Origin of the sequence: Nodosilinea sp. LEGE 06152, assembly GCF_015207525.1 — a bacterium.
GTDB lineage: Bacteria > Cyanobacteriota > Cyanobacteriia > Phormidesmidales > Phormidesmidaceae > Nodosilinea.
The window spans coordinates 89,632-111,737 of sequence record NZ_JADEWR010000022.1 but is presented as its reverse complement, the minus strand read 5'-3'; the positions used below and the strand labels follow the sequence as shown (position 1 = coordinate 111,737).

Annotated in this window: 26 protein-coding genes and 2 pseudogenes; 17 read left to right on the top strand and 11 right to left on the bottom strand. The window is 52.8% G+C overall.

Translation table 11 applies throughout. From position 1 onward, the window contains the following. Positions 1-2 precede the first annotated feature (2 nt). From IQ265_RS23780 to IQ265_RS23770, 3 genes are all read left to right on the top strand, one after another. Positions 3-563, top strand: coding sequence for a DUF4126 domain-containing protein (locus IQ265_RS23780; protein ID WP_194058213.1), 561 nt, complete (start codon positions 3-5; stop codon positions 561-563). Between the two features lie 63 nt (positions 564-626). Continuing rightward, on the top strand, positions 627-1,106 hold the full coding sequence (locus tag IQ265_RS23775; RefSeq protein ID WP_194058211.1) for a hypothetical protein: 480 nt from the start codon (positions 627-629) through the stop codon (positions 1,104-1,106). Next, entirely contained in the window at positions 1,099-1,491 is a 393-nt protein-coding gene (locus IQ265_RS23770; protein ID WP_194058209.1) for a phage holin family protein, read from the top strand. Before IQ265_RS23775 ends, IQ265_RS23770 begins: the two co-directional genes overlap by 8 nt. Positions 1,492-1,536: 45 nt before the next feature. Here IQ265_RS23770 and IQ265_RS23765 read toward each other — a convergent pair whose 3' ends face one another. Both IQ265_RS23765 and IQ265_RS23760 read right to left on the bottom strand, forming a co-directional pair. Then, positions 1,537-2,040, bottom strand: coding sequence for a hypothetical protein (locus IQ265_RS23765; protein ID WP_194058207.1), 504 nt, complete (start codon positions 2,038-2,040; stop codon positions 1,537-1,539). 11 nt (positions 2,041-2,051) lie between these two features. Next, a complete protein-coding gene (locus tag IQ265_RS23760) occupies positions 2,052-2,645 on the bottom strand; it encodes a hypothetical protein (RefSeq protein ID WP_347405010.1) in 594 nt (197 codons plus the stop codon). A 347-nt stretch (positions 2,646-2,992) separates the two neighbouring features. Here IQ265_RS23760 and IQ265_RS23755 point away from each other — a divergent pair, with 347 nt between their 5' ends. After that, positions 2,993-3,229, top strand: coding sequence for a hypothetical protein (locus IQ265_RS23755; protein ID WP_194058203.1), 237 nt, complete (start codon positions 2,993-2,995; stop codon positions 3,227-3,229). Between the two features lie 15 nt (positions 3,230-3,244). Here IQ265_RS23755 and IQ265_RS23750 read toward each other — a convergent pair whose 3' ends face one another. Then, entirely contained in the window at positions 3,245-4,000 is a 756-nt protein-coding gene (locus tag IQ265_RS23750) for an ABC transporter permease (protein WP_228038401.1), read from the bottom strand. A 449-nt stretch (positions 4,001-4,449) separates the two neighbouring features. Here IQ265_RS23750 and ppsA point away from each other — a divergent pair, with 449 nt between their 5' ends. Then, the gene (gene ppsA, locus IQ265_RS23745) at positions 4,450-6,939 is read left to right on the top strand and encodes a phosphoenolpyruvate synthase (RefSeq protein WP_194058201.1); all 2,490 of its coding nucleotides are present in this window, start codon (positions 4,450-4,452) and stop codon (positions 6,937-6,939) included. Positions 6,940-7,057: 118 nt separating this feature from the next. Here the strand turns inward: ppsA and IQ265_RS23740 are convergent, their stop codons facing one another. After that, complete coding sequence (locus IQ265_RS23740) at positions 7,058-7,318, bottom strand: hypothetical protein (RefSeq protein WP_194058199.1); 261 nt, start codon at positions 7,316-7,318, stop codon at positions 7,058-7,060. 247 nt (positions 7,319-7,565) lie between these two features. After that, positions 7,566-8,538 (bottom strand): annotated as a pseudogene (locus IQ265_RS23730) (integron integrase). A 365-nt stretch (positions 8,539-8,903) separates the two neighbouring features. Here IQ265_RS23730 and IQ265_RS23725 point away from each other — a divergent pair. The 10 genes and pseudogenes from IQ265_RS23725 (at position 8,904) to IQ265_RS23680 (ending at position 15,105) form a co-directional block, all read left to right on the top strand. Continuing rightward, positions 8,904-9,461 carry a GNAT family N-acetyltransferase gene (locus IQ265_RS23725; RefSeq protein WP_194058195.1) on the top strand — a complete coding sequence of 186 codons (558 nt, stop codon included), beginning with the start codon at positions 8,904-8,906 and terminating at the stop codon, positions 9,459-9,461. A gap of 207 nt (positions 9,462-9,668) precedes the next feature. Continuing rightward, positions 9,669-10,763 (top strand): hypothetical protein, encoded by a 1,095-nt coding sequence (locus IQ265_RS23720; RefSeq protein WP_194058193.1) that lies wholly within the window; start codon positions 9,669-9,671, stop codon positions 10,761-10,763. 212 nt (positions 10,764-10,975) lie between these two features. Continuing rightward, the gene (locus IQ265_RS23715; RefSeq protein WP_194058191.1) at positions 10,976-11,521 is read left to right on the top strand and encodes a hypothetical protein; all 546 of its coding nucleotides are present in this window, start codon (positions 10,976-10,978) and stop codon (positions 11,519-11,521) included. 130 nt (positions 11,522-11,651) lie between these two features. Next, positions 11,652-12,212, top strand: coding sequence for a GNAT family N-acetyltransferase (locus IQ265_RS23710; protein ID WP_194058189.1), 561 nt, complete (start codon positions 11,652-11,654; stop codon positions 12,210-12,212). A gap of 39 nt (positions 12,213-12,251) precedes the next feature. Continuing rightward, positions 12,252-12,593 (top strand): cupin domain-containing protein, encoded by a 342-nt coding sequence (locus IQ265_RS23705; RefSeq protein WP_194058187.1) that lies wholly within the window; start codon positions 12,252-12,254, stop codon positions 12,591-12,593. A 185-nt stretch (positions 12,594-12,778) separates the two neighbouring features. Next, positions 12,779-12,992, top strand: a pseudogene (locus tag IQ265_RS30275) (BrnT family toxin). 2 nt (positions 12,993-12,994) lie between these two features. Next, positions 12,995-13,252, top strand: coding sequence for a BrnA antitoxin family protein (locus IQ265_RS23695; RefSeq protein ID WP_194058185.1), 258 nt, complete (start codon positions 12,995-12,997; stop codon positions 13,250-13,252). 161 nt (positions 13,253-13,413) lie between these two features. After that, entirely contained in the window at positions 13,414-13,791 is a 378-nt protein-coding gene (locus tag IQ265_RS23690; protein WP_194058183.1) for a nuclear transport factor 2 family protein, read from the top strand. A 36-nt stretch (positions 13,792-13,827) separates the two neighbouring features. After that, on the top strand, positions 13,828-14,307 hold the full coding sequence (locus tag IQ265_RS23685; protein ID WP_194058181.1) for a GNAT family N-acetyltransferase: 480 nt from the start codon (positions 13,828-13,830) through the stop codon (positions 14,305-14,307). A 129-nt stretch (positions 14,308-14,436) separates the two neighbouring features. Next, positions 14,437-15,105, top strand: a complete 669-nt coding sequence (locus tag IQ265_RS23680) for an NAD(P)-binding domain-containing protein (protein ID WP_194058179.1) — start codon at positions 14,437-14,439, stop codon at positions 15,103-15,105. A 316-nt stretch (positions 15,106-15,421) separates the two neighbouring features. Here IQ265_RS23680 and IQ265_RS23675 read toward each other — a convergent pair whose 3' ends face one another. The 4 genes from IQ265_RS23675 to IQ265_RS23660 all read right to left on the bottom strand — a co-directional run bounded on the left by IQ265_RS23675 (position 15,422) and on the right by IQ265_RS23660 (position 17,284). Then, positions 15,422-15,637, bottom strand: a complete 216-nt coding sequence (locus IQ265_RS23675; RefSeq protein WP_194058177.1) for a Nif11-like leader peptide family natural product precursor — start codon at positions 15,635-15,637, stop codon at positions 15,422-15,424. Positions 15,638-15,937: 300 nt separating this feature from the next. Further along, on the bottom strand, positions 15,938-16,267 hold the full coding sequence (locus IQ265_RS23670; RefSeq protein WP_194058175.1) for a type II toxin-antitoxin system PemK/MazF family toxin: 330 nt from the start codon (positions 16,265-16,267) through the stop codon (positions 15,938-15,940). Beyond that, positions 16,255-16,515 carry an AbrB/MazE/SpoVT family DNA-binding domain-containing protein gene (locus tag IQ265_RS23665; RefSeq protein WP_194058173.1) on the bottom strand — a complete coding sequence of 87 codons (261 nt, stop codon included), beginning with the start codon at positions 16,513-16,515 and terminating at the stop codon, positions 16,255-16,257. The genes IQ265_RS23670 and IQ265_RS23665 overlap by 13 nt, the downstream gene beginning before the upstream one ends. Positions 16,516-16,594: 79 nt before the next feature. Continuing rightward, the gene (locus tag IQ265_RS23660; RefSeq protein WP_194058171.1) at positions 16,595-17,284 is read right to left on the bottom strand and encodes an SDR family oxidoreductase; all 690 of its coding nucleotides are present in this window, start codon (positions 17,282-17,284) and stop codon (positions 16,595-16,597) included. Between the two features lie 222 nt (positions 17,285-17,506). On the opposite strand from IQ265_RS23660, the gene IQ265_RS23655 reads away from it, so the two are divergent. Next, positions 17,507-18,277, top strand: a complete 771-nt coding sequence (locus IQ265_RS23655) for a DUF1997 domain-containing protein (RefSeq protein ID WP_347405009.1) — start codon at positions 17,507-17,509, stop codon at positions 18,275-18,277. 230 nt (positions 18,278-18,507) lie between these two features. Here IQ265_RS23655 and IQ265_RS23650 read toward each other — a convergent pair whose 3' ends face one another. Beyond that, entirely contained in the window at positions 18,508-18,987 is a 480-nt protein-coding gene (locus tag IQ265_RS23650; RefSeq protein WP_106869821.1) for a DUF4079 domain-containing protein, read from the bottom strand. A 251-nt stretch (positions 18,988-19,238) separates the two neighbouring features. Between IQ265_RS23650 and IQ265_RS23645 the strand changes: the two genes are divergently transcribed. Then, positions 19,239-21,008, top strand: a complete 1,770-nt coding sequence (locus IQ265_RS23645) for a M48 family metalloprotease (protein ID WP_194058169.1) — start codon at positions 19,239-19,241, stop codon at positions 21,006-21,008. Positions 21,009-21,052: 44 nt separating this feature from the next. Here IQ265_RS23645 and IQ265_RS23640 read toward each other — a convergent pair whose 3' ends face one another. Continuing rightward, complete coding sequence (locus IQ265_RS23640) at positions 21,053-21,721, bottom strand: TVP38/TMEM64 family protein (protein ID WP_194058285.1); 669 nt, start codon at positions 21,719-21,721, stop codon at positions 21,053-21,055. Positions 21,722-22,106 lie beyond the last annotated feature (385 nt).

Sequence of the window (22,106 nt, the reverse complement as noted above, 5' to 3'; positions counted from 1 at the left end):
CTATGGACGTACTGCTGCACCTTGCCATTGGCATTGGCCTCAGCGCCGCCGCCGGGTTCAGAATTTTGGTGCCGTTTTTGATCGCTGGCCTTGCGGCGCAGCAGGGCTATTTGACCCTGTCCCCCAGCATGGCGTGGATGACAACTACGCCCGCCATTTTGGCCCTGGCCGCCGCTACGGCCCTTGAGATACTGATCTACTTCGTGCCGGTGGTTGACAACCTGATGGATGCGGTAGAACTGCCAGCGGCGGCGATCGCGGGTACCGTACTCACCGCTGCCGTCACAGGTGGCGACATCAACCCCTTCTTGCAGTGGAGCCTGGCGCTGATTGCGGGCGGTGGTGTGGCCAGCAGCACCCAGGCTTTTACTGGGCTGGCGCGGCTGGCCTCGACAGCGGCGGGTGGCCCGGTCGGCAACATTGCGGTTTCTACCACAGAACTGGTTAGCTCAACCATTCTTTCGGTACTGGCGATCGCAGTGCCAATTCTTGTAATGATCGTAGTAGGTGTGCTGCTGTACCTAGTGTTTCGACGGCGACGCCGCCAACGACGGACTTCTTAAACCGTTGGTCCACTGGCCCAGCCGCCCCGTCCCACCTTACCTCTATGGGAATCGCCTTGAGCTATGGCCAAAAAAAACACCATTACTCACGCTAAAAAAGCCTTTAAGCATCAATTCGACGCGATGGTGCCGCTGATTTTATCGGAATGGCCCCAGCTGCTTGAAGACAATCTACGGGCGACCAAGGGCGACCTGGAGCTGGCCGTAGACTATATCAGCGGCGAAGTGGACCACACCAAAACCCGCGTTCGTCGCCACCTAGATGAGCTGGCGGGGCTGATAGAACCGGCTCAAACCGCAGTCTCAGCGATCGCTGTAGATGGTTCAACCAGCTCAGATAGTGCAAGCAGCGCGCTATCCTCCAGCGTTGACCTGCTGCTAAACGACCTAGAAGCCCGCACCGAGCACCTAATCGCAGAATTTAAGGCTGAGATGCTGCCCGAGCTAGAGAAAAAAGCCCGCAGCAACCTGGGTACCAGCCTGCTAGTTGCCCTGGGGCTAGGATTTATTTTGGGCCTGCTCCTGGGAGGCAAGCGTGACTAGCTCAACCTCCACCTGGGATCAGCTCGAGGACTACATTCGGCGGGTGCTGCGCCTGGGCTCTGTGCTGGTCGATGTGCACCTGGATGTCGCCATACAGGAGGCCACCTACGAAAGACAGCGACTGCTGGGTGGCCTGGTCATGCTGGCGATCGGGGTTGGTATGCTGACTACGGCGGGGGTGCTGGCCGAGGTGGCCAGCGTTGCCTGGGTTCAGTCGCTGGGGCTGTCGTGGCTACAGGCCATTAGTGCTGTGGCTGGGGGCAATCTGGTTCTGGGGCTAGGGTTTTTGGGTTCGGCCAGGGCAAGGCTAAGCGGCCCGGTAATGACTCAAACTCAGGCAAGATTGGCGCGATCGATAGCGCTGCTGAAGGCTAAAGACGAGTAAAGCCTCTACCTTGGCCACGTCCCATCAGAAGGTATATTGCGCCCCTTAGCACGGCTTGACCAGTTCTTGCAGCAGGCCTATCACCTGCTCCATGCTTCCCCGCAGAAACACCATCTCACGCTCAATCGCGCTGAGCCGCTCTAGTACGGGCTCCTGGGTAGCGTTTGGCATTCTATTCTTAGCGCTGGCAGGGATATTGCTGGCCTGACTTAGCTTAGTTACCAACGCATCCCAGCCATTAGCCTTGATGCCGAAATGGGCCTTGGCCGCTTTGAGGGTCTTAAATTCTTGCTGCAAACTGGCCACGTCGTAGGGCGCTTGCCCCTCACCCGACTCCATCCGCTCCAGATCTTCCTCGACCATCTCTACCACCTCATCAATGAGCCGATCGTGGTTTTGGGCCATCTGGGCGGCTGCACCCAAAATCCGGGAGGTCGCTTTAATCTGCGTGTCCGTTTCCTGCCGTAGCTCCTCGGCAATGCCGCGCAGGCGATCGCCTAGAGTCGCAGGTTGCGAAGCTGAAACTATCGAAACTGAATCATTGCCCATGGGTAGCCTCCTTACTCCGCCAGAATTTCTCTCACAGCAACCCATATCCGCTGGAATTTTTGCAGCATCCCCACAGGATTACTTGCGGTCTCATCATCGACTGAATCTACTAGCCTCTGAATCCGATCCATCCGAGCTGCTACATCTTCCAAGCTCTTAATAGCTTGATCCTTCTTGGTCAGCGACTCGCGAAGGACAATCGCCATATCACCAATTTCCTGCTTCAGTCGCTCATTTTCTCGCTTGCGCCGGGTTTCCCAACCTTTAATACCGGCTTTGGAGCGCCGCTCAGTTTTTAGCTCTTGCTCAATCTGCTTATACAGCGCCAGGTAGTTCTGGGATTCCTGCTGGGCTTCATTGTACTTGACCTCCAACTCGCTGCTCCTGGCCTGCTCCTCGGTATACAGCGCCAGATAGGAACTGGCCTGCTCCTGGCTTTCCCGAAAGAGCACGATCGTCGATTGCAGCTTTTGCTCTTGCTCCTCGTAGAGAACAATTGTCGACTGCAGCTTTTCCGATTGCTTTTGGTAGAGCGTCTGGCTTTCCTCTAGCTGTCGCGCTTTCTCAACAATCTGGTCCTTGGCCTCATCCCGTTGCGATCGCACATTGGCAAGCAGCTGCCTCAGCTCCCTAGACGACGTCGGCTCAGCCTGTCGTGCGTGCGGGTGTCGGTTGGCATTGTCGTCGGATGTGGTACGTCTATCGTTTCGTCGCATTCCCGTCATTTGCAGACACCCCCTTAAACACAGCTGCACTAATGTCTTCTTTTTGAGAGTGCCCCTGTCCGGAGGCGAGGACTAAGCCTCAGAAAAAAGTTTTGATGAAGACCTCAATGCACAAGGTGATCGGTAGCATTACTGAAAGTAAAAGAATTAGCCCGCTATGACCAATGCAGGGATAGGCATCGGGGCACTCTGAAACCTACCAGAGTGTCCAAATCCTTTCTCCCGCTATGACTACTAACCTGTTGAAGCTGGCCGATACCGTGCGGATGGCTGCACGCACCTATGACAATGGCAAGCGGGAAACAGCCCTCAAGCTGCTCTCTATAGTCGCTTCTAAAGTTGAAACTTCAGAGGATGGGCAGAGGCTTTTTGCATTAGTAAGGAGTGATATCCAAAATTCAGGTATCAGAGTGTACTTCCAGTCCATTATCCTTGGGTCCGGAGGTACCGCTGTTCACAGATAAATATAGATTCCAGGGCTAATCTTGCTGAGTGGAGAACTGGCGTGCCCCGATCGCAGCCAGCACCCCCGCCACCACAATCAAAATTGGAATTGTAAACCACGGAAACTCGCTCAAAGGCTGATAGGCCGCCGCCCGTAGGCCTATGGTGGTATAGGTCAGCGGCAGCAGGTAAACAATTACCTTGAGGGCGATGGGCAGGGTGCTGGGGTCAAAAAACGTGCCGCCCAAAAACGACATTGGCACAATCAAAAAGTTGTTGAACAGGCCTACGCTCTCCAGCGATTTGACGTTGAGCCCCACGATGACCCCTAGGCCGGCAAACACCGCACAGTTGAGTACCACCAGCAGCAAAAACAGGGGGTTAATGAAGCTCCAAAACCGCCCCGTAAAGAGAATGGCCACCAAAATGACCGAGCCCGCTGTCATTAAACCGCGCACAATGCCCGCCAGCATTTTGCCTAGGTGCAGGGCGAGGGGATGCACCGGGTAGAGCAGCATTTCTTCGAAGGTTTTGGTGAAGAGGCGATCGCCGCAAATCGAGAAGGTGGTGCCGCCAAAGCTAATTACCATCGACGACAGGGCCACCATGCCCGGCAAAATAAACTCCAGGTAATTGTCGCCTGCCGGGGGTGTGGTCACCTGGTCGATGGCGCTGCCCAGGCCGAGGCCAAAGGCCAGAATGTAGATCAACGGCGACACCAGCCCCGAGGCCGCCACCTGGGGAATACGCACCCGTAAATCGAGCCAGTCGCCCCAAAACACCGTTAGCATGTCGGCCCAGAGGGTGCGCAAGGGCAGCGAGGCGACCTGCTGCGAACGGGGGCGGGAGAGAATGTTAGTCACGGGGCGGCTCCTGCAATGTTTCTTAATAGCCTGTTACTAGCTTACGCCCTGACTATCCCCAAAGAAAGCGATCGCAGGGTATAGAAGCGGCAACTGTATATATCCATTGCGTTAAAGACACGAAAAGTTAGACAAGCTTGTGGGCTGATCCCCAGATTTTTAGCATAGAGATATGCGGCGCGTTGACCTTTGCGAGAGCGTTCCGAAGAAAAGTCATTCCTCAGGAGCCTCGCCTGTCTCTGGCCCTTTTTCTGCCCTTTCTTAAACCCTTCACAAAGCCTTCACAAGGTGCCTTCACAAGGTAATAAACGTCTCGCTGGGCAGGGGCTGCGGTGGTAGTAAGCCCGCTTTTATCAGTACTTGTATGAGGTGGCGACATGGTAGCTACGTCTGTGGTTCAGCATTCTTCCATTCAGCGAGATCAGCAGCTGGTGCTCTGGCTCGACGAGCTGCGGCTAGAGGATGTGCCGATTGTGGGCGGCAAAAACGCCTCCCTGGGAGAAATGATTCAGCAGCTGACGCCTAAGGGGGTGCGAGTGCCGTCGGGCTTTGCCACCACCTCCTACGCCTACCGCTACTTTATTGAGAAAACCGGCCTTGATGCTCAGCTGCGCCAGGTGCTGGGCGGTTTTGATATCAACGATGTGACCGAGCTGCGGCGGCGGGGCCGAAAGGCGCGATCGCTGATTCTCAACGCCACCTTTCCCGACGACCTCAAGACTGCCATTCTCAACGCCTACCATCACATGTGCGAAACGGCGGGCCAAAGCCTCTGCCTGGGCGACGAGTCGTGCCTAGAAAACGCCTATACCGAAGTCGATGTGGCCGTGCGCTCTAGCGCCACCGCCGAAGACCTGCCCGATGCCAGCTTTGCGGGCCAGCAAGAAACCTACCTCAATGTCTACGGCGACCAGGCGGTGCTAAATGCCTGCAAGAAGTGCTACGCCTCGCTGTTTACCGATCGCGCCATTTCCTACCGCACTACCAAAGATTTCGACCACTTCGATGTAGCGCTCTCGGTCGGCATTCAGCGTATGGTGCGATCAGATCTCGCCACCTCGGGGGTAATGTTCTCAATCGATACCGAAACTGGCTTTCAAAACGCCGTGCTAATCACTGCGGCCTATGGCCTGGGCGAAAACGTAGTGCAGGGCAGCGTCAACCCGGATGAGTACGTTGTCTTCAAACCAACGCTCAAGTCTGGCCACAAGCCCATTCTGAACAAGCGCCTGGGCACCAAAGCGCTGCGCATGGTCTACGACACCACAGGTACTGAGCTGACTAAGAACGAGCCTGTGCCCCTGAGCGACCAGGGCCGCTTTGCAATCGAAGAAGACGACATTCTCCAACTGGCCCACTGGGCCTGTACCATCGAAGACCACTACACCGAGCTGCGGGGCACCAACAGCCCGATGGATATTGAGTGGGCGAAGGATGGCATTACGGGCGAACTGTTCATTGTGCAGGCTCGACCCGAAACGGTGCAGTCGCAAAAGGCTCAGAACGAGCTGCGATCGTACATTTTAGATGTGCCCAAGGGGGTAGAGCCGGTAGCCCGAGGTCGGGCCGTGGGCGATCTAATTGGGCAGGGTGAGGCCTGCGTGATTTTAGACGTTTCTCAAATCGCTCAGTTTCGCCCCGGTGAGGTGCTGGTCACCGCCCGCACCGACCCCGACTGGGAGCCGATTATGAAGCAGGCCGGCGCGATCGTTACCGACCAGGGCGGGCGTACCTGCCACGCCGCCATTATTGCCAGGGAGTTGGGCATTCCTGCGATCGTTGGCTGCGACAACGCCACCCAGATACTCACCACCGGAGAACCCGTCACCGTCTCGTGCGCCGAGGGCGAAGAAGGGTTGATCTATCGCGGCGAGCTGCCCTTTAGGGTTGAAACGACCAAGATCGACAGCCTGCCCGAAACCCGAACCAAAATCATGATGAACGTGGGCAACCCCGAGCTAGCCTTTACCCTGGCCGCCCTGCCCAACGACGGTGTCGGCCTGGCTCGCCTAGAATTCATCATTGCTAACCACATTCAGGTGCACCCCCTGGCCCTGCTCAACTTCGATCAGCTCACCGACGGGGGCGAAAGACGCAAAATTCAGCAGCTTACCGCCCTTTACGAGCACAAACCCGATTACTTCATCGATAAACTAGCCCAGGGAGTAGGCACCCTGGCTGCGGCCTTCTACCCCAAACCCGTTGTTGTCCGTCTGGCGGACTTTAAGAGCAATGAGTACGCCAACCTGCTGGGCGGCAGCACCTTTGAACCCAATGAAGAAAACCCCATGCTGGGCTGGCGCGGTGCTTCGCGCTACTACGACGATCGCTACCGCGACGGCTTTGCCCTAGAGTGCCAGGCTCTCAAGCGCGTGCGCGATGATATGGGCCTCACCAACGTGATTTTGATGGTGCCCTTCTGCCGTACCCCCGATGAAGGCCGCTGGGTACTCGAAGAAATGGCTAAACACGGCCTGGTGCGCGGCGAAAATGGCTTGCAAGTGTACGTCATGTGCGAACTGCCCAACAACGTAATCCTGGCCGACGAGTTTAGCCAGGTGTTTGATGGCTTCTCCATTGGCTCTAACGACCTCACCCAGCTCACATTAGGGCTCGATCGCGACTCGTCACTGGTGGCCCACCTGTTTGACGAACGCAGTACTGGCGTCAAGCGCATGGTGAAGATGGCGATTCAAACTGCGAAGGAAAACAACCGCAAAATCGGCATCTGTGGTCAGGGGCCGAGTGATTACCCCGAGTTTGCCCGCTTTTTGGTGGAGCAGGGGATTGATTCAATTAGTCTCAACCCCGACACGGTGATCAAAACCCGCCTAGAGATCGCCGATATGGAGCAGCAGATGGGTTGAAAAGCTAAGACTCCCAGGGTGTTGAAAGACCCCTGGGAGCTAGCTGAACCTGGGCGGCAGGGACAATCTAGGCGATTCTCTTTCAGAGAGGCTACGCCAACGCCGCCGCCCAGTCACCCTACGATCGCATCCCTCGCCTGCGGGTCATTACGGCGAGGTACTCGCCGCTGCGCCCGGTGGGGATAGGGTCTGACCAGGCCACTCTGTCGCTGTAGCCCAGCGCCACCAGTTGGCCAATGGCATCGGTCACAGCGCCGTAGTCGCCCAGCAGAATGTGCCGCAGGGTCTCCTGGCAATAAGTGGGCTTGCCCTGAGCGAAGTCGAAGGGCAGGGTAAACGGTACGGGGGACTCATCCCCCGAGGTGGGTTCTAAAAACATACGGGCCTCCGTTTTCACTAAAGAAAACGGGGAACTATCCAGCTCCCTCTTTTTCTCTGTGCCGTGAGGCCAGAGCTGTGGTGAAGCAAGAGACGGAACTACAATGATTCCAGTCATCTCAACTTACCCGGTTTAAGGTGGGATGATCAGGGGATTTGAGGAGCCGCTAACTCCTCTCTTCCCCGCCTAGAATCATTCCCCGCAGTCTTACCTTGCCAGAAGTGGGCTGTAAGTTCAACCGTATTGCCTAACCAATATCTAACGGACTCCTGACACCCCGAACCCCTCGGTTGAGTACATGTGAGTACATGGGTGTAGATCATCGTTGTCTTCACATCCTTGTGGCCCAACAACTCTTGCACCGTGCGAATGTCGTAGCCATCCTCTAATAAATGAGTGGCAAAACTGTGGCGAAACGTATGGCGCCCACCATGCTTGGTGATATTAGCTTGTTTTAAGGCTTGTCTAACCGCTCGCTGTAAAGCTCACTCGTGAACATGGTGTCGTCTTACAACCTTGGATCGAGGATCAACGGAACGCTTCCAAGACGGAAACACAAACTGCCACCCCCACTGCTGATTAGCGTTGGGATACTTTCGTTTTAGCGCATAGGGCAGTTCAACAGTGCCATAGCCCAACGACAAATCTAGCTCGTGGAGCTTTTTAGCCTTCTGGAGCTGAAGCTGAAGAGGGGGTTCTAACAACTTGGGTAACATGGTCTGGCGATCTTTCTTGCCTTTGCCATCACGCACAGTAATCTGCCCATAGTCAAAGTCCAAATCCTTGACCCGCAACCGCAACCCTTCCATCAAGCGCATACCACTGCCATAGAGCAGACTGACAATGAGGTGTTCAATACCATCTAAATGAGCCAAAATTTGCTTCACTTCTGAGCGACTAAATACTACAGGTAGCCGCTCTGGTTTCTTTGCCCGCTCAATGTCGTCAATGTAGGGCAAGTCAATTTGAAGCACCTGGCGGTAGAGAAATAGTAAAGCACTCAGCGCCACTGACTGGGTTGAGGAAGCTACGTTTCGTTGAATGGCTAGGTGCGAGAGATATGCCCGAATTTCATCTGCACCCATATCCTTCGGGTGCCGCTTGTCGTGAAACAAGATGAAATCTCGGATGTAGTGTACGTAGGACTTCTCAGTCTTGAGGCTGAAATGCTTGAGGCGAATCGCTTCCCTCACTTGGTCAAGCAGGCGCGGCGGTGACATAGGTAGATGCTGGATAATTCCCCGGAGCCAGGGGTTATCCAGCAAAAATGCTGGATAATACCCCCAAACTCTATACTTAACCCTCAAATCTGCTGGATAACACCCGGACGTTACGGACTTATCCAGCAAAAATGATGTTTAATTCCTTAAGATCCAGGTATTATCCCGTGGATCCGCTGGATAATTCTGGAGAGTAGGGGTCTTATCCAGCGGATCTGACACTTAATACATAGTTCTGCCGCTAAATCTTGGATGGGGCAGTAGTTTAAAGGTTATTTGCAGGCGTTTAGAAACTAGACAAAACCTAGTTTGTAGTATTTTTTAGCATGTTCAGCGAGATTCACAGATTCCTGTTGTAATTGCCTATGAGTCAGCAAACCTTTCTAAAAGTGCCCTTCGTTTGGGAAGAGCCGAAACCACTGATTGAAGTTTCACCGCGACTGACCTTTGAGCCAGTGAAAGCAAAACATGACAGTCAGTTAGTATCAGTTGTTACACGTGTAATGGCTTTATCATTAGACCCAAGTGATCAAAGAAGAGCATCAGAGGATGATCCTCATGCAGCGATTGAGATGTTTTTGAATTCAGCTAGAGATGAGTTCTCCTATCAAGATGACTGGTGGCAGATGGGGATTAACGGAACTGGAGACATCGTAGGGGTTGTTCTTCCGGTCACTTTTAACGGGTGTACTAAAGATGGGTTAGAAGAAGGAACAATCTACTACATCGGGGTTGTGCCGGAGTATCGAGGGCTTGGTTTTGCAAACGATCTTTTGTCACAAGGAACGCGGATATTACAAGAAATCGGAGTCTGGCGAATATTTTGTGATACGGCTGTGAATAATTTGCCCATGATCTCTACATTCAAACGGGTTGGCTATCGACAGCATGGTGAACCTTGGGAACGCCCTGTTCAGTTGTGATAAGTTTGCACGGTAGAACAACACAGTGGAGCGGACGTATAGAGTCTTCGCACTTCGCTTTGATCATATCTGTCGCCGCTCACTTTTGCCGTTATGCCTCTTGCCCTTCAGTGAAGAATAAGTTCCCTAATAAACTGTTTGGCATAGGTGTTTCATTGAAATAAACTTTGTTAGATTGAAGCTTGTAAAGAGACAAAGCTACAACCTATGGATCCTGTAATAGTTGCGATCTCGATCATGATGCTCCAGAAAGTCTTCGAGAAGACTGGAGAGATGTTAGGGGAAAAAGTTATGGAACAGAGCGCAAAGCTTCTTTCCTCACTCAGACAAAAATCTCCGGAGACTGTTTCTGATATCGAGTCTTACCCTGATAAAGCTCCAAATTATGGTCGAGCTGTACTAGCAATTGAAGCATTGGCAAATAGCGATCCTGAAGTAGCCGAAGCAGTTAGAGATCTTGCAGTAGCCGCTGTAGAAGATCCAGATGCCAAATTATATGAACCTCTTAAAGAACTTGTCAGCAACTTGAGTTATCAAGAGCAGACAGATCAGATCGGGGTAAAACTTGCTGAGAAGATTGGACTTGTAATTCAGGGTAGTTTTTCGAGTCGTAAAGACACAATAAATTTGAGAAAAGGTTACGATAAATACCGCTTTCAATGGGATGTTGTCATTAGATTCTCCGGAGAAACGTTTCGTGCAGCAGCAATTTTTCAGTTCCTTTTTCTACTTTCTGAGGTTTTAGAGTCCATATCAGGGGTTTCTGTAGAGATCGAAAGTCAAGGTACTGGCAGTTTATGGACTAAGCTCAAAATTTTCATGAAAGATGCTTTCCAAAAAGAAGAGGTGAAAGAGGTTTTAGAAAAAACTCGTGATGCTGTTATTGCAGAGCAATTAGATAAACGAATTGAAGGTGTCAAAAAGCTAGAAGAAGAAACTCTCAAGACAAGGGCTGAAAGGATTAGCCTTGAAAGGCAAAGTGAAAGTTTGCCAGATACTGAAGAGGCGAAAAAACTGAGAGAATTAGAAATTAAAAGGAAGGAATTAGAAATTAGGGAGAAAACTGTAGATATTGAGCGGAAAGAAATAGAAAATCAACAAAAGAAACTTGAGCTTTATGAAAAAGTGGCGTACATGATGAGAGAGGGAATGCTAAACTCATCTCCCATGGAAATTCAAATTAACGGGCTTCCTTTTCTATCATGCAACGATAAAAAAATTTTGCCAGGGTCAAGTATGGATGCTATTGATCAGGAAGGAACTGATCAACCTGATATTAATATCAATGATTTTAACTTTTAAGTTAAGCAGCATAACAACCACGCTGCACCGGAATGCAATTAACTTGTCGATGGAGCACAAAGGTTACTTGCATCCGGTGAGCGGGAACGTTGGACTGCTTCACCTTATCTATTGTGATCGTTTTCTAAGCTTCTTTGCCGAAGTTCAGTTGTTATAGAATTGATGGCTAAGTTGAGTATCTTTGAAATTGATGATTGATTACTACACTGCGAATGATTCTCACGCACTACCATCACAACGATGATAAGCCGTTCCAAACCTTGTCCTCTCTCGCTGAGAATGAAGCCCTGAACGTTATATCCAATCTAAGTAATCGAACAGGTGCCGTGTATGACAGATTTAGTAACCCTCGAAAGTATCTACGACGCAGGCAAGAAACAGAAGGTTGGCTCAGACAAGAATTTATTCGTAAGGGTGGTCAGCCTATCACTGCCTATCCTCATTACTTTGTAGTTGAACGAGCCCTCTGGATCGAGGAAGGGTTCAACGGACAAAGTAGCGCAATTCAGATTCCACTGTCGGCTTTTAGCCCTGAACAAGTCAGCTTCACTTATCCAGACAGCATGATCAGTTACTGGTTAAAAAATCAGGCGGATGAAGAGTTCTATCACCCTAAGTATCATGGTCAAGTATTTGTATTGAGTGAAATTTGCAGAGTCATTGAAGAGTTTGGCGTTCCTGGTGAAGAGTGGCGAACAGACGGAACGCGAAAATATGATCTTTTCATTGAGGCTCAAGTATGGAGCAGTTTCCCTTAAAGTTATATGCAACACAGACCAACAACCCCATGCACACCGACCGCCGAGAGATTATCTGTGAGCACCATAGGTTATCTGTGGCGGGTGATCGGGATCGTTAGCCTTTTGTTCATGGCAATCGGAAGTTTTTATGAGAGATAGTGCTTTGATAAGAAAAGCCGTGGTGGCAGACGCTGAAGCGATTTCTGCAGTACACGTCTCATCAAAACAGGCAACGTACAGAGGACTTGTGCCAGCGTCGATTCTCTCGGAGCTCTCCGCGCCTCAAGCAAACGCCGACCGCCAGGAAAGGTGGCGCAAGGTTTTGGCAAGCGATGAGGTAGACGTTTTTGTTGCCGAGCTTGATGGACAGGTCGTCGGTTTTGTGAGCTCGGGTACTACACATGATAATGAAGGACTCCAAAAGGCTACGGGAGAGATATACGCCATCTACGTTTCTTCCGATCAGCAGCGGGCCGGTATTGGCCGAAAGCTGATTGGCGCTGCATTACGTGGGCTTGAGAAACGAGGGTTCAGTGAGGCAACGCTTTGGACGGCTTTGCCATCTGCCCGAAGCTTTTATGAAGCAGTTGGTTTTCGGTTGGACGGTGCAGAAAAAGTGAGCCCTTTGGTCCCTGGATATTACGTCCAGGTCACAGATGTCCGCTACCGTTGTAATTTGGCTAACAAGGCGGTCGAGACGGATCGCTAAACGCAACCCTCACCTCGTCGTTATGCTCTAGGAGGAAAAGTGAAAGTAGTATCCAAGATAAATTCCGAGCACTATCAGTGGGGGGTAGGTTGTGATGGGTGGCACTTAGTCAAATCAGCGGCTTTGAGTATCATCCAAGAGCGTGTTCCTCCCGGATGTAGCGAAGTAAGGCACCTGCATGGAGAATCGGAACAATTTTTCTTCGTTCTTTCTGGTTGTGCCACATTGGAGGTTAATGGTGAGGCTTTTCAGCTCACTGAGCACCAGGGCTTTCACGTTCTCCGCAATACTCCACATCAATTAAGAATTGATGGTCAGATTGATCTGCATTTTGTTGTAACGTCAACACCGTCAAGTCATGGTGATCGTATTGAAGCATGAGCATAACAAGTCGCTCAAGTTCGCGCCAGCCCTGTCGGGCCTCCGCCGGACGGCTTTTCCGCTGCGCTCCAAAGCCGCTTAGCTAAATCGTTAGCCCTCTAGTCCTCGGTTGGGATGTGCATCACGATTATCCTTGGCAGCAAAGCAGTTGCGCTCAAAGCTATCAGGGAGTAGCTGCTTATGGTATTGACTTCACTGATGCAGTATCCGTTTTTTCCGATGTTCTGGCAATCACCATTGCGGACGAGCGGTTTGGTGAAGAACGGTTTATCACGATCGGCGTTGATGCATTTGGCAGCGTTTTGGTGGTTGTCTACACATTGTAAAGATGAGGAGCTCCGGCTTATCTCTGCTCGCAAAGCAACTCGACAAAGACGACAGCAGTACGAGGAGGAATAATCATGGAAGCCGAGTATGATTTTAGTAAAGGGAAACGAGGTGCGATCGACCCGACAACATCCGGCAAAACGCGCATCACGATCCGGCTAGATGATGAGGTTTTGGCGTGGTTTCGTGAACAAGTGCATAGTGCAGGTGGAGGAAACTACCAAACTTTGATCAACGAAGCTTTGCACCAACATATTCAAGCCATTCGCCAACCACTTGAGGAAACATTGCGGAAGGTAGTTCGTGAAGAGCTTAAACGTATTGAGAGATAAGGCTTCTGCCAAGGGCTAACAAGTCGCTGCACCGGAACGGCGAAAGGTGGTCGGTTGAGTGGCAGGGGTCATCTGTGTCCGGTGAGCTTGGTCGTTATGCCGCAAGTCATCGGTGGTAGTGAGAGGGCAGTTTGTTTGTTGATATTCAGACGAGAAACACTATGACTGAAACAGTTGAAACTCAGATTATCAACGCCGAAGAACGGCTCAGGCAGGCAATGCTTGCTTCTGATGTAGGCGTTTTGAATGAACTACTAGCCCCCACAATTATTATCACCAGCCATCTTGGAGAATTATTAGGAAAAGAAGATGACTTAGCCGCCCATGAATCTGGTTTGATTAAGATACATGAGTTGCAACCTTCTGAGCAGCATATTCAAATCCATAAAGAGGTAGCAATCGTTTCAGTCCGAATGCAATTGTCTGGCAGTTATAATGGTAGCCCTGCGAATGGTGACTTTCGTTTCACGCGAGTTTGGGCTGTTTCTTCGAGCGGAACTTGGCAAATCGTCGCTGCCCATATCGGTATGGTAGCTTAAACATTGGAAATTATGAAGCGATCGCTTTCTCGATCAATGAAAATTCGATCTGCTACTCCTGATGATGTATCTCTGATTTTCTCATTCATCCAGAAGAAATCAGAATTTGACCGAAACATTGGTGCATTCTCTGGTGTGCTGCAAGTATCCGAAGACAAAATACGCAAAACACTTTTCGGAAAAATTCCCTTTTCTTATGTTTTGTTTGCAGAGTTTTCAGCGCATGAGGTCGGCTTTGCATTATATGGATTCAGGTACTCATCATTTGCAGGTCAGCCAAGCATTTGGCTTGATGATCTGTACGTAGATGACGAGATGAGAAGTCAAGGTGCAGGAGCAGTATTAATGGCTCAATTAGCTCAAATTGCAAAGGAAAATGACTGTAGCCATCTTGCTTGGAATGCTGATGCTCGAAATACCCGTGGACTTCGCTTTTATGAGCGGTTGGGTGCAGAAATTACGGAGCAGCATGGCAATCGATGTTTTTTGAGATGGGTTCCGTGGGCAGATGCATAACAAGTCGATGTAGCGAACGCTTGAGAAGTTTTGGTAGGGTTGCAAAAGTTGTCTGCCGCCGCTTATCTTAGTCGTTAGGCATCCTGTAGTTATCGATTAACCTAAAGCTAGATGAGTTAGGACTTGAGTATGAAGATAGGATTTTGGGGCAGTGGTAACATGGCGCGAGTGCTCGGAGGTGCTTGGTCAGTAGCAGGGCATCAAATAGCCTTCGGTTCACGCGATGCCGCAAAGTCTCGTGGCGTAGCTGAGGGAATTGGTACAGGTGCGACTGGTGGAACGAATGACGAAGTTGCTGAATCTTGTGAGGTCATTATCAGCTCCGTACGTGCTGTGCCTTCAAGTTTCCTAGCATCAACCTCCGTGTTGGCAGGCAAAGTCATCATAGATTTAAATAATCGAGATTTTCCTCGTGAGTACAAGCCTGAAGAATTTCTCAACTCTCTAGCAGAAGCAACTCAAAAAGACGTTCCCTCTGCCAAAGTTGTAAAAGCATTGAATAACCAGGCAATGGAAGTTTTCAACTGCGATGCGGCAGCTCTCAGAAATGCAGGCATACAAGCTTTTATTGCTGGAGATGATGATAGTGCCAAACAAATTGTTATCGAACTACTGAACGATATTGGACTTAAGGCTGTCGATTTTGGCTTATTGTCTAATGCGTGGTTATTAGAAGTGCAAGCAGACATTCTCAGAACTTATATGTTTGCAACTGGAAATGCTCTTGTCACACCCGGTTTTATTGAGGCTCCTCGTGCTGAACCAAGATTTGGAGAGCGCCGTAAAGGTACATACTAAAAATGCCTAACAACCGCGCTGCACCGGAACATACCAAAATGGCTGGTTGAGTTGCTAAGGATATCTGCGTCCGGTGAACGCGACCGTTAGGCCTATGAAGAGTTATGGTACCCAATCCGGATCGTGTAACCCCGATTCCAAAGAGACTTGCGTAGGGGCAAACGGCGTTTGCTCAGTCCAATCAGGGGTAGCCAAGGCAGATTCCGTATGAAAGCTGCTCGAGAGGGCGTTTAATTCGGGGAAAGACACTCCTTATTCGAAGAAAGTATGATGTTAATTCTTCCTATGCTTGTACAACTAGGTATTCAAAAAGTACTTAATTATACTCTCCAGGAAGATCGGTTTTTATAACGGTAACTCCGCCAAATTTCTTTCCTGACATTCTCAGTAATTCATCACCTGAAAATTCAAAACCGAGTTTTAGTGCTATTCGCGCAACATCATCAGCAGTTGATGCTTGGAGCACCTCGTTCTTAAGTGCAGGTTCAGACTGCATTTTCTTTAAAAACGCTTCGAGTTGATCTAAAGGCATATTTGAAATTCCTATTCTTGTTAGCTGCTTATATTAATCAAAGAAAACTATTGCATTTTCAATTAGATTCTACTGTTCTTTTAAGGTACAGGCAATGAGTGGAACTCCCAACTACAGAAATCTTTGTTGAGTTGGTATAGTCAGCACATCGCGTAGTCGGCGTTTAAGAGTTAAGTTTCGCTACTGTTAGTACGCTTGGGCCTAACTACTCACAGCATCGGATGCAGGGTTAGATTCGCTGATTTTTCCGCAGTGTCCCAATGCGCCGATGAATTTACGGCTGTTAAGCGATCGCCCCCTTCACTCTGCAAACATTTCTGCCAGCGTTGCCAGCACTAGCCGCTGCTCTTCTGGGGCAATCTGCCCTAAATGCTTGACTAGCCGGGTTTTATCAACGGTGCGAATTTGGTCAAGCACAACTTGTCCATGCTTGCCCTCAAACTGGCAGGCTACACGAGTGGGGTATGACTTTACTTTAGTCGTCATGGGTGCAACGATTACTGTTGCAATGTGGCGATTCATCTCGTCGGGAGAAATAATGACGCAGGGGCGACTCTTCTTAATTTCGCTGCCCACAGTAGGGTCGAGGTTAACTAGAAAGACATTGAAGCGTTCGGCTACCACTCCCATTCAGCATTGTCCCAGTCGGTGGTGTTGGTGTCGTCTAGCAAACCATCGTCATGGTTCTCGGCCATAGCGGCAAAGGCTGCATCCCACCCAATTCGCTGCCGGGGTGCGGTACGAATGACCAGGTGGTCGCCCTCAACTTCTACTTCTACATCGGTAGTTAGACCGCTCTGCTCCAGCAACAGCTTGGGAATGCGAATGCCCTGGGAATTGCCGATTTTGACAATGCGCGTTCGGATGGCCGTGCCCATAGCGTGTTGGCTCAGTGCTAAGTAATTACATTGTAGATACTGAGAGCGAGCAGCGTCAACGACCTGTTGCCTGGTGCCGCTACGCTACTCCGGCAAACAGCGCCTCGTAGGGTTGGGGGTTGGCATTCTCCTGGGCCACAATTTCGACAATTTTGTTGCGCGACTGGGGCAGGTACAGCGCCTCAACGCAGGTTTGAGCGACCTTCTCACGCGACACACTGCCCTCAAATAGTGTATCGGCTGGGGCCATGATCAGCGCTCGGCTGTCGGTGTCATCGTCTTTGAGGCCGCCGGGGCGAACGATGGTGTAGGTGAGGCCGCTGGCCTGCAGGTAGGCCTCGGCCTGCTGCTTCCAGTAAAGAATTAAGAAGAATAGATTGAGGGGGTGGAAAAAGCGGGAAACGCACAGCGACGACACCATGACGAAGTGCTCGATGCCGGTTTCTTTGGCCACATCCACCAGGTTTTTGTTGCCCTCAAAATCGACCTGGTAGGGGGCGGTGGGGTCGAAGCCGGGGCGGGCACCGGTAGCGGAGATCAAAACAGTGCAGCCGCCGCTGGTGGACGATCGCCCCTCTAGGGTGATCGCTCTGCGAATGCTGTCTTTGTCGGTGACATCGCCCTCGGCCAGCGTGACTTCGATCGGTAGCTGAGAGCGGGCCGCAGCGGCGTCGCGGACGAAAGCAACCACCGGCACGCCGCGACTGACAAGCTGCTTCACAATTCTAGAGCCGGTTGCCCCGGTCGCCCCTGCTACAAATGCTTTCACTGCGCCCTCTCCCTGTTGATAACTGGGTTGACAACTGGCCTGATTCTACGGAATGACCGTTGAAAAAGGAACCAGCCCTAGGGCCAGTTCTAGGATTCCTTAGATGAAATCGTGATGGGTATAACAGTTCTAGGGGGCACACTTGAGATACAAAGCCTTACGATAGGTGAAAGCTTTGGCGCAATCAAACTATCTGATGTTGTTTAAGCAAGTGGTTGCACAGTGACTCTGGAATCCACACCGTCTGCTCAAAATACCCCCGCTCTGCCGCTGATTACAGCGACCGAGGATATTGTGGTAGGGCATGAGACGGGTAAAAACTTGCCGCTAGAGGCGATCGCCAGTCAGCCAGTAATCCACCCCGCTGCCGGTGGAGCGCTGGTTTTAGAGGGGTACTTTGCCGGCAAAATGGATATGGCCGCCGACATCGATACGGTAGGGCGCTACCTGAATAGCCACCGGGGCTGGTTTACCCGCTGCGCTCAACCCATGCAGGTGGAGCCCATCTCTGACCACGGCTATGCGCTGGTAGTGGGCCGTTTTTCGGTGCTGGGCTATGAAGTAGAGCCCAAGGTCGGCCTGTATTTGTCTCCCCTCGACCACCAGGTCTACCGAATTGACACTATGCCGGTACCTGGCTACGTACCGCCGGGCTACGATGTCGATTTCCATGCCGTGATGCGGCTGCAGGAGTCTCCTGAGGCCGTGCCGCCAGCGACAGCGCTAACCCAGGTAGACTGGGATTTGAGCCTGGCGGTCAAAATTCACATGCCGCGCCTGCTCAACTCGGTGCCGCGATCGCTGCTCAAGTCCTCGGGCGATCGCCTGCTCAATCAGGTGGTGCGCCAGGTCTCCAAGCGGCTGACCCGCAAGGTGCAAGAAGACTTTCACCACAGCCACAACCTGCCGCTGCCCGAGAGCTACCGAGGCCATCACTTCTGGTCGAGCTGGGGACGGCGATCGGGCGGTGGTGCTAACGATAGCCAGGCCTAGAGTACTGATACTTGAGCTGTAGGACAGCCCTCGGCTTGGTGCCGTCGCTCCGCCTGGGCACCTTGGTTTTGCTGCTCACTTAAGAGGCAGAGCCTCCGACGAGCGTTTCCAGGCTCTGCATGGGAACGAGGGGTAGATAATAAAGCGATCGCGGCCCAAGGGAAAGCCCTAGGCCGCGATCGCTGAAGATTGAGATGACTTAGGGCTGACCCAAACCTTGATTCTACAGATTAAGATCCGGCTGAGGCTTGAAGGTCAGACAGCAGCCGCTGCACAATTTTCATGCCGGTAAAGGCCTGCCAGCTAAACAACCCCACCAGCACCATGTTGAGGCTGATGTGAGTGAGCCGAGCCGTTTCGTTGCCCTTCTGCATAAAGGGTACCAGAGCGGCGGAGACCGCAATTAGGGTGGCCATACCCAGACCCACCAGCAGGTGAGGCCCCACGAACAGCTTGCCCGCCTCCAGATAGGTGGCCCCCATGCCACCCACGGTACCAATCACCATAAACGCCAGCAGGGCAGAGCCCACCTTGTGGTGCTTGAGGGCAAACTTGCCTTTAATCAATTCCTTGCGGGTTTCGGCGTCGGCCAGACGCGTGCGGCGAGACTGGATGCCCAAATACAGAGCGTAGAGGGTAGCGGCCAGCAGCAGCCACATGGTGATGGGGTGAACAAAGTTGAGCCAGGGTTGAATTGTGTCTAAAGTCATGGGGCTCCGTTGTGACAGGTTCCGGCGTTACATTTATTTAACAAAATTATAGGAGCACGGATTCTGGCTTGGCAAAGCTTTGGTCAAAATGGAAGGGGCGAGGCAGGAACCTGGTTGCGGAAACAGCGTCGTGCAGGGATAAACCTGTGCACAGCCCCAACTCATCAACACACAGGCCCTCATACTCAGGATGTACGGCCCACATTAGTTAGGTAATTGGCGCTACTAGAGAAAAAACTTAGGGAGACACCATGGGGCGAACGCAGCGGTTTATGACAACGCTACTGGCCAGCTTTTTGGGGGCGGTGCTGCTGAGTCAGGGGCTGGGCAATCCAGGATTTGCCGCCGAGCCTGGGGTGCTGGCAGACCGTTCAGCGTCAACATCAGCGCCAGGGCTGTTGGCCAATGCCGAAGATACGCTGCGGGTTGACCCAGCCTCGCTGCCGGACAGCACGCTGCCTACAGGCGACGTGGAGCCGCCCGACGGCACCCTCAAGCTGCCGCCCAAGGAACCTGAGATTCCGACCATTGAGCCGGAGGCAGCGGCTGAGGACGGGGCCGATATCGCCGAGCCCGATTTTGATTCGCCCGTAGGCCGCGCCCTGCTGCTGTCGGGGCTGTCGCCCGAGCAGGCCAAGCGCAGCGAAGTGCTGATGGAGGCCGATCGCCTGTACCTAGAGGGCGATCGCGCCGATGCTGAGCTGCTTTACCGGGTCGCCAAAGATCCTGAGTGGCTGGCCGAGGCGGGGACAGAGGCGGCGATCGCTCCCCTCACTGACCCCGCCGATTTGCCACCTGCCGGGCAGGTCTACTGGCGCGAGGCCCAGGCCGGGGCTGAGTCGGAGTTCCCCAACCGGGTGCTGGTGCCGCTGGAGCTGCTGGTCGAAAATTACCCCGAGTTTTTGCCGGGGCAGGCCCTCTACGCCCGCTACCTGGTGCAAAACGACCGGGCCGACGAGGCGCTGGGGGTACTGGAGGCGGCGATCGCCCGCTATCCCTTCAACCCCGACCTGCTCAAGGCCCAGGCCGAAGTGCAAATGGCCCGCCAGCAGTGGATCGAGGCCGCCATTTCCGCCAACCAGTTTGCCATTCTCAACCCCGAGCACCCCGAAGCCGAGGCGATGAGCACCCTGGCGCGGCAAAACCTCGATCGCTTTCGCGGCGAGATGAACCAAACTCTGACCCGCAACCTGGTGTCAAACATCATCACTGGGGCGGCGGGGTACATTCTGACCGGCGGGCTGCTAGGGCCGTTTAGCGCAATCAACTCTGGCATTTTGATGATGCAGGGCGAAAGCGGCCTGGGCCATCAGGTGGCTGAGCAGGTGAAGCGCCAGCTGCCGATCGTGGAAGATCCTGAGATTCGGGCCTACGTCAACGACATGGGCCAGCAGCTGGCGGAGCTGGCGGGGCGCGACGAGTTTGACTACAGCTTTGAGGTGATTATGGATGACAGCCTCAACGCCTTTGCCCTGCCCGGTGGCAAGATCTTTATCAACGCCGGAGCGATTACCAAGAGCCATTCCGAAGCCGAGCTGGCCGGGCTGCTGGCCCACGAAATCTCCCACGCGGTGCTCTCCCACGGCTTTCAGATGGTGACGCGGGGTAACCTCACCTCCAGCCTGGCCTCGTTTATCCCCATTCCTGAGGTGGCCAATATTGCCGCGGGCCTAATTGTGTCGAGCTACTCCCGCGATATGGAGCGCCAGTCCGACATTTTGGGCACCAAGCTGCTGGCCAACAACCGCTACGCCGCCGACGGTCTGCACAACCTGATGATTACCCTCGAACAAGAGTACGGCAACCGGGGGATTAGCTGGTTTGCGTCGCACCCTAATCCGGGCGATCGCGTCAGCTACCTGAAGCAGCTGATCGACCAGGGCGGCTTTAACCGCTACGCCTATGAAGGGGTCGAAACCCACCTCAAAATGCGCCACAAAATGAGCCGCCTGATTACCGCGTACAAGCTAGAGCAGGGCCTTGAGGAGGACGAGCCAATTAGCGGCCCTAGGGAGAGGTAGATTCATCCGTTCAGGACTGTGTAGGGGCGCAGCATGCTGCGCCCCTACTTTTTGGAGGTGGTTACTTCCTTGGGCAGGGCCCCGCTCAGCGCTTGGCGGGCAATGCGGGTGACGTAGAGGGTCACAGCCACCGTGGCGACCAAACCCACAAGGCGAATAATCCACTGCACCGTAGCGGTTTGGGGGCCGCCGTCGCCCGTCCCTAGCGTAGCCAGGTTGCCCACCAGCGAGCCCAGGTAGACGTACATAACGGTGCCGGGCAGGATGCCGACTGAGCCAATCACGTAGTCTTTAAGCGAAATTTGGCTCAGCCCCAGCGAGTAGTTGAGCAGGTTAAACGGAAAAACCGGCGACAGCCGCAGCAAAAAGATGATTTTGCGGCCATCTTTTGCGATCGCATCGTCAATCGCCTGAAATCTGGGGCTGCTGGCAATTCTGCCAGCCACCCAGCTGCGCGCCACGTAGCGACCCACCAAAAATGCCGCCGTCGCCCCCAGCATGGCCCCAACCAAGACCAAGATGGATCCCTTGACTATCCCAAACACTACCCCCGCCCCTAGGGTCACCACCGAGGCCGGTACAAAGGCGATGGTGATGACGATGTAGAGCAGGATGAAGGCCAGGGGTGCGATCGCCCCCAACCCGTCTATCCAGGCCAGCACCTGAACCAGCTGCTGCTGAAGCGAGCCAATTAGAGACAGGTCTGCGGCCATCATTGTCGTTTGGGTGACGGGCATTGGAGCCATAAGCATAAGTGCGATTGTCAGAGGCGCTGCGATTATTTGGGCGATCGCCAAAGTCAGAGGAAGCACCATCCCTACGCCTAGCCGCAGCAAAAAACGCAGCGCAGTGGCCGATACCGGCCGCGATTTAAGTCTAATAGACATAGCTTCAGGTGACCTTTAGGTGAAATGACAGGACGCAAGGCGAACGGGTTAAGCAGCTCCAGATCACACCCTTTCCCTGCGCTGACAATTCCATTCAATCTCGCTCCCCTGAGATCGGCCTGAGAACTGCATAAGTATGGCTGGGGAGACATATCAGCCTGTTCTCAGAATGGGCTGTTAGAGTCAGATCAAGTCGTTAAGCCGCCGTTGG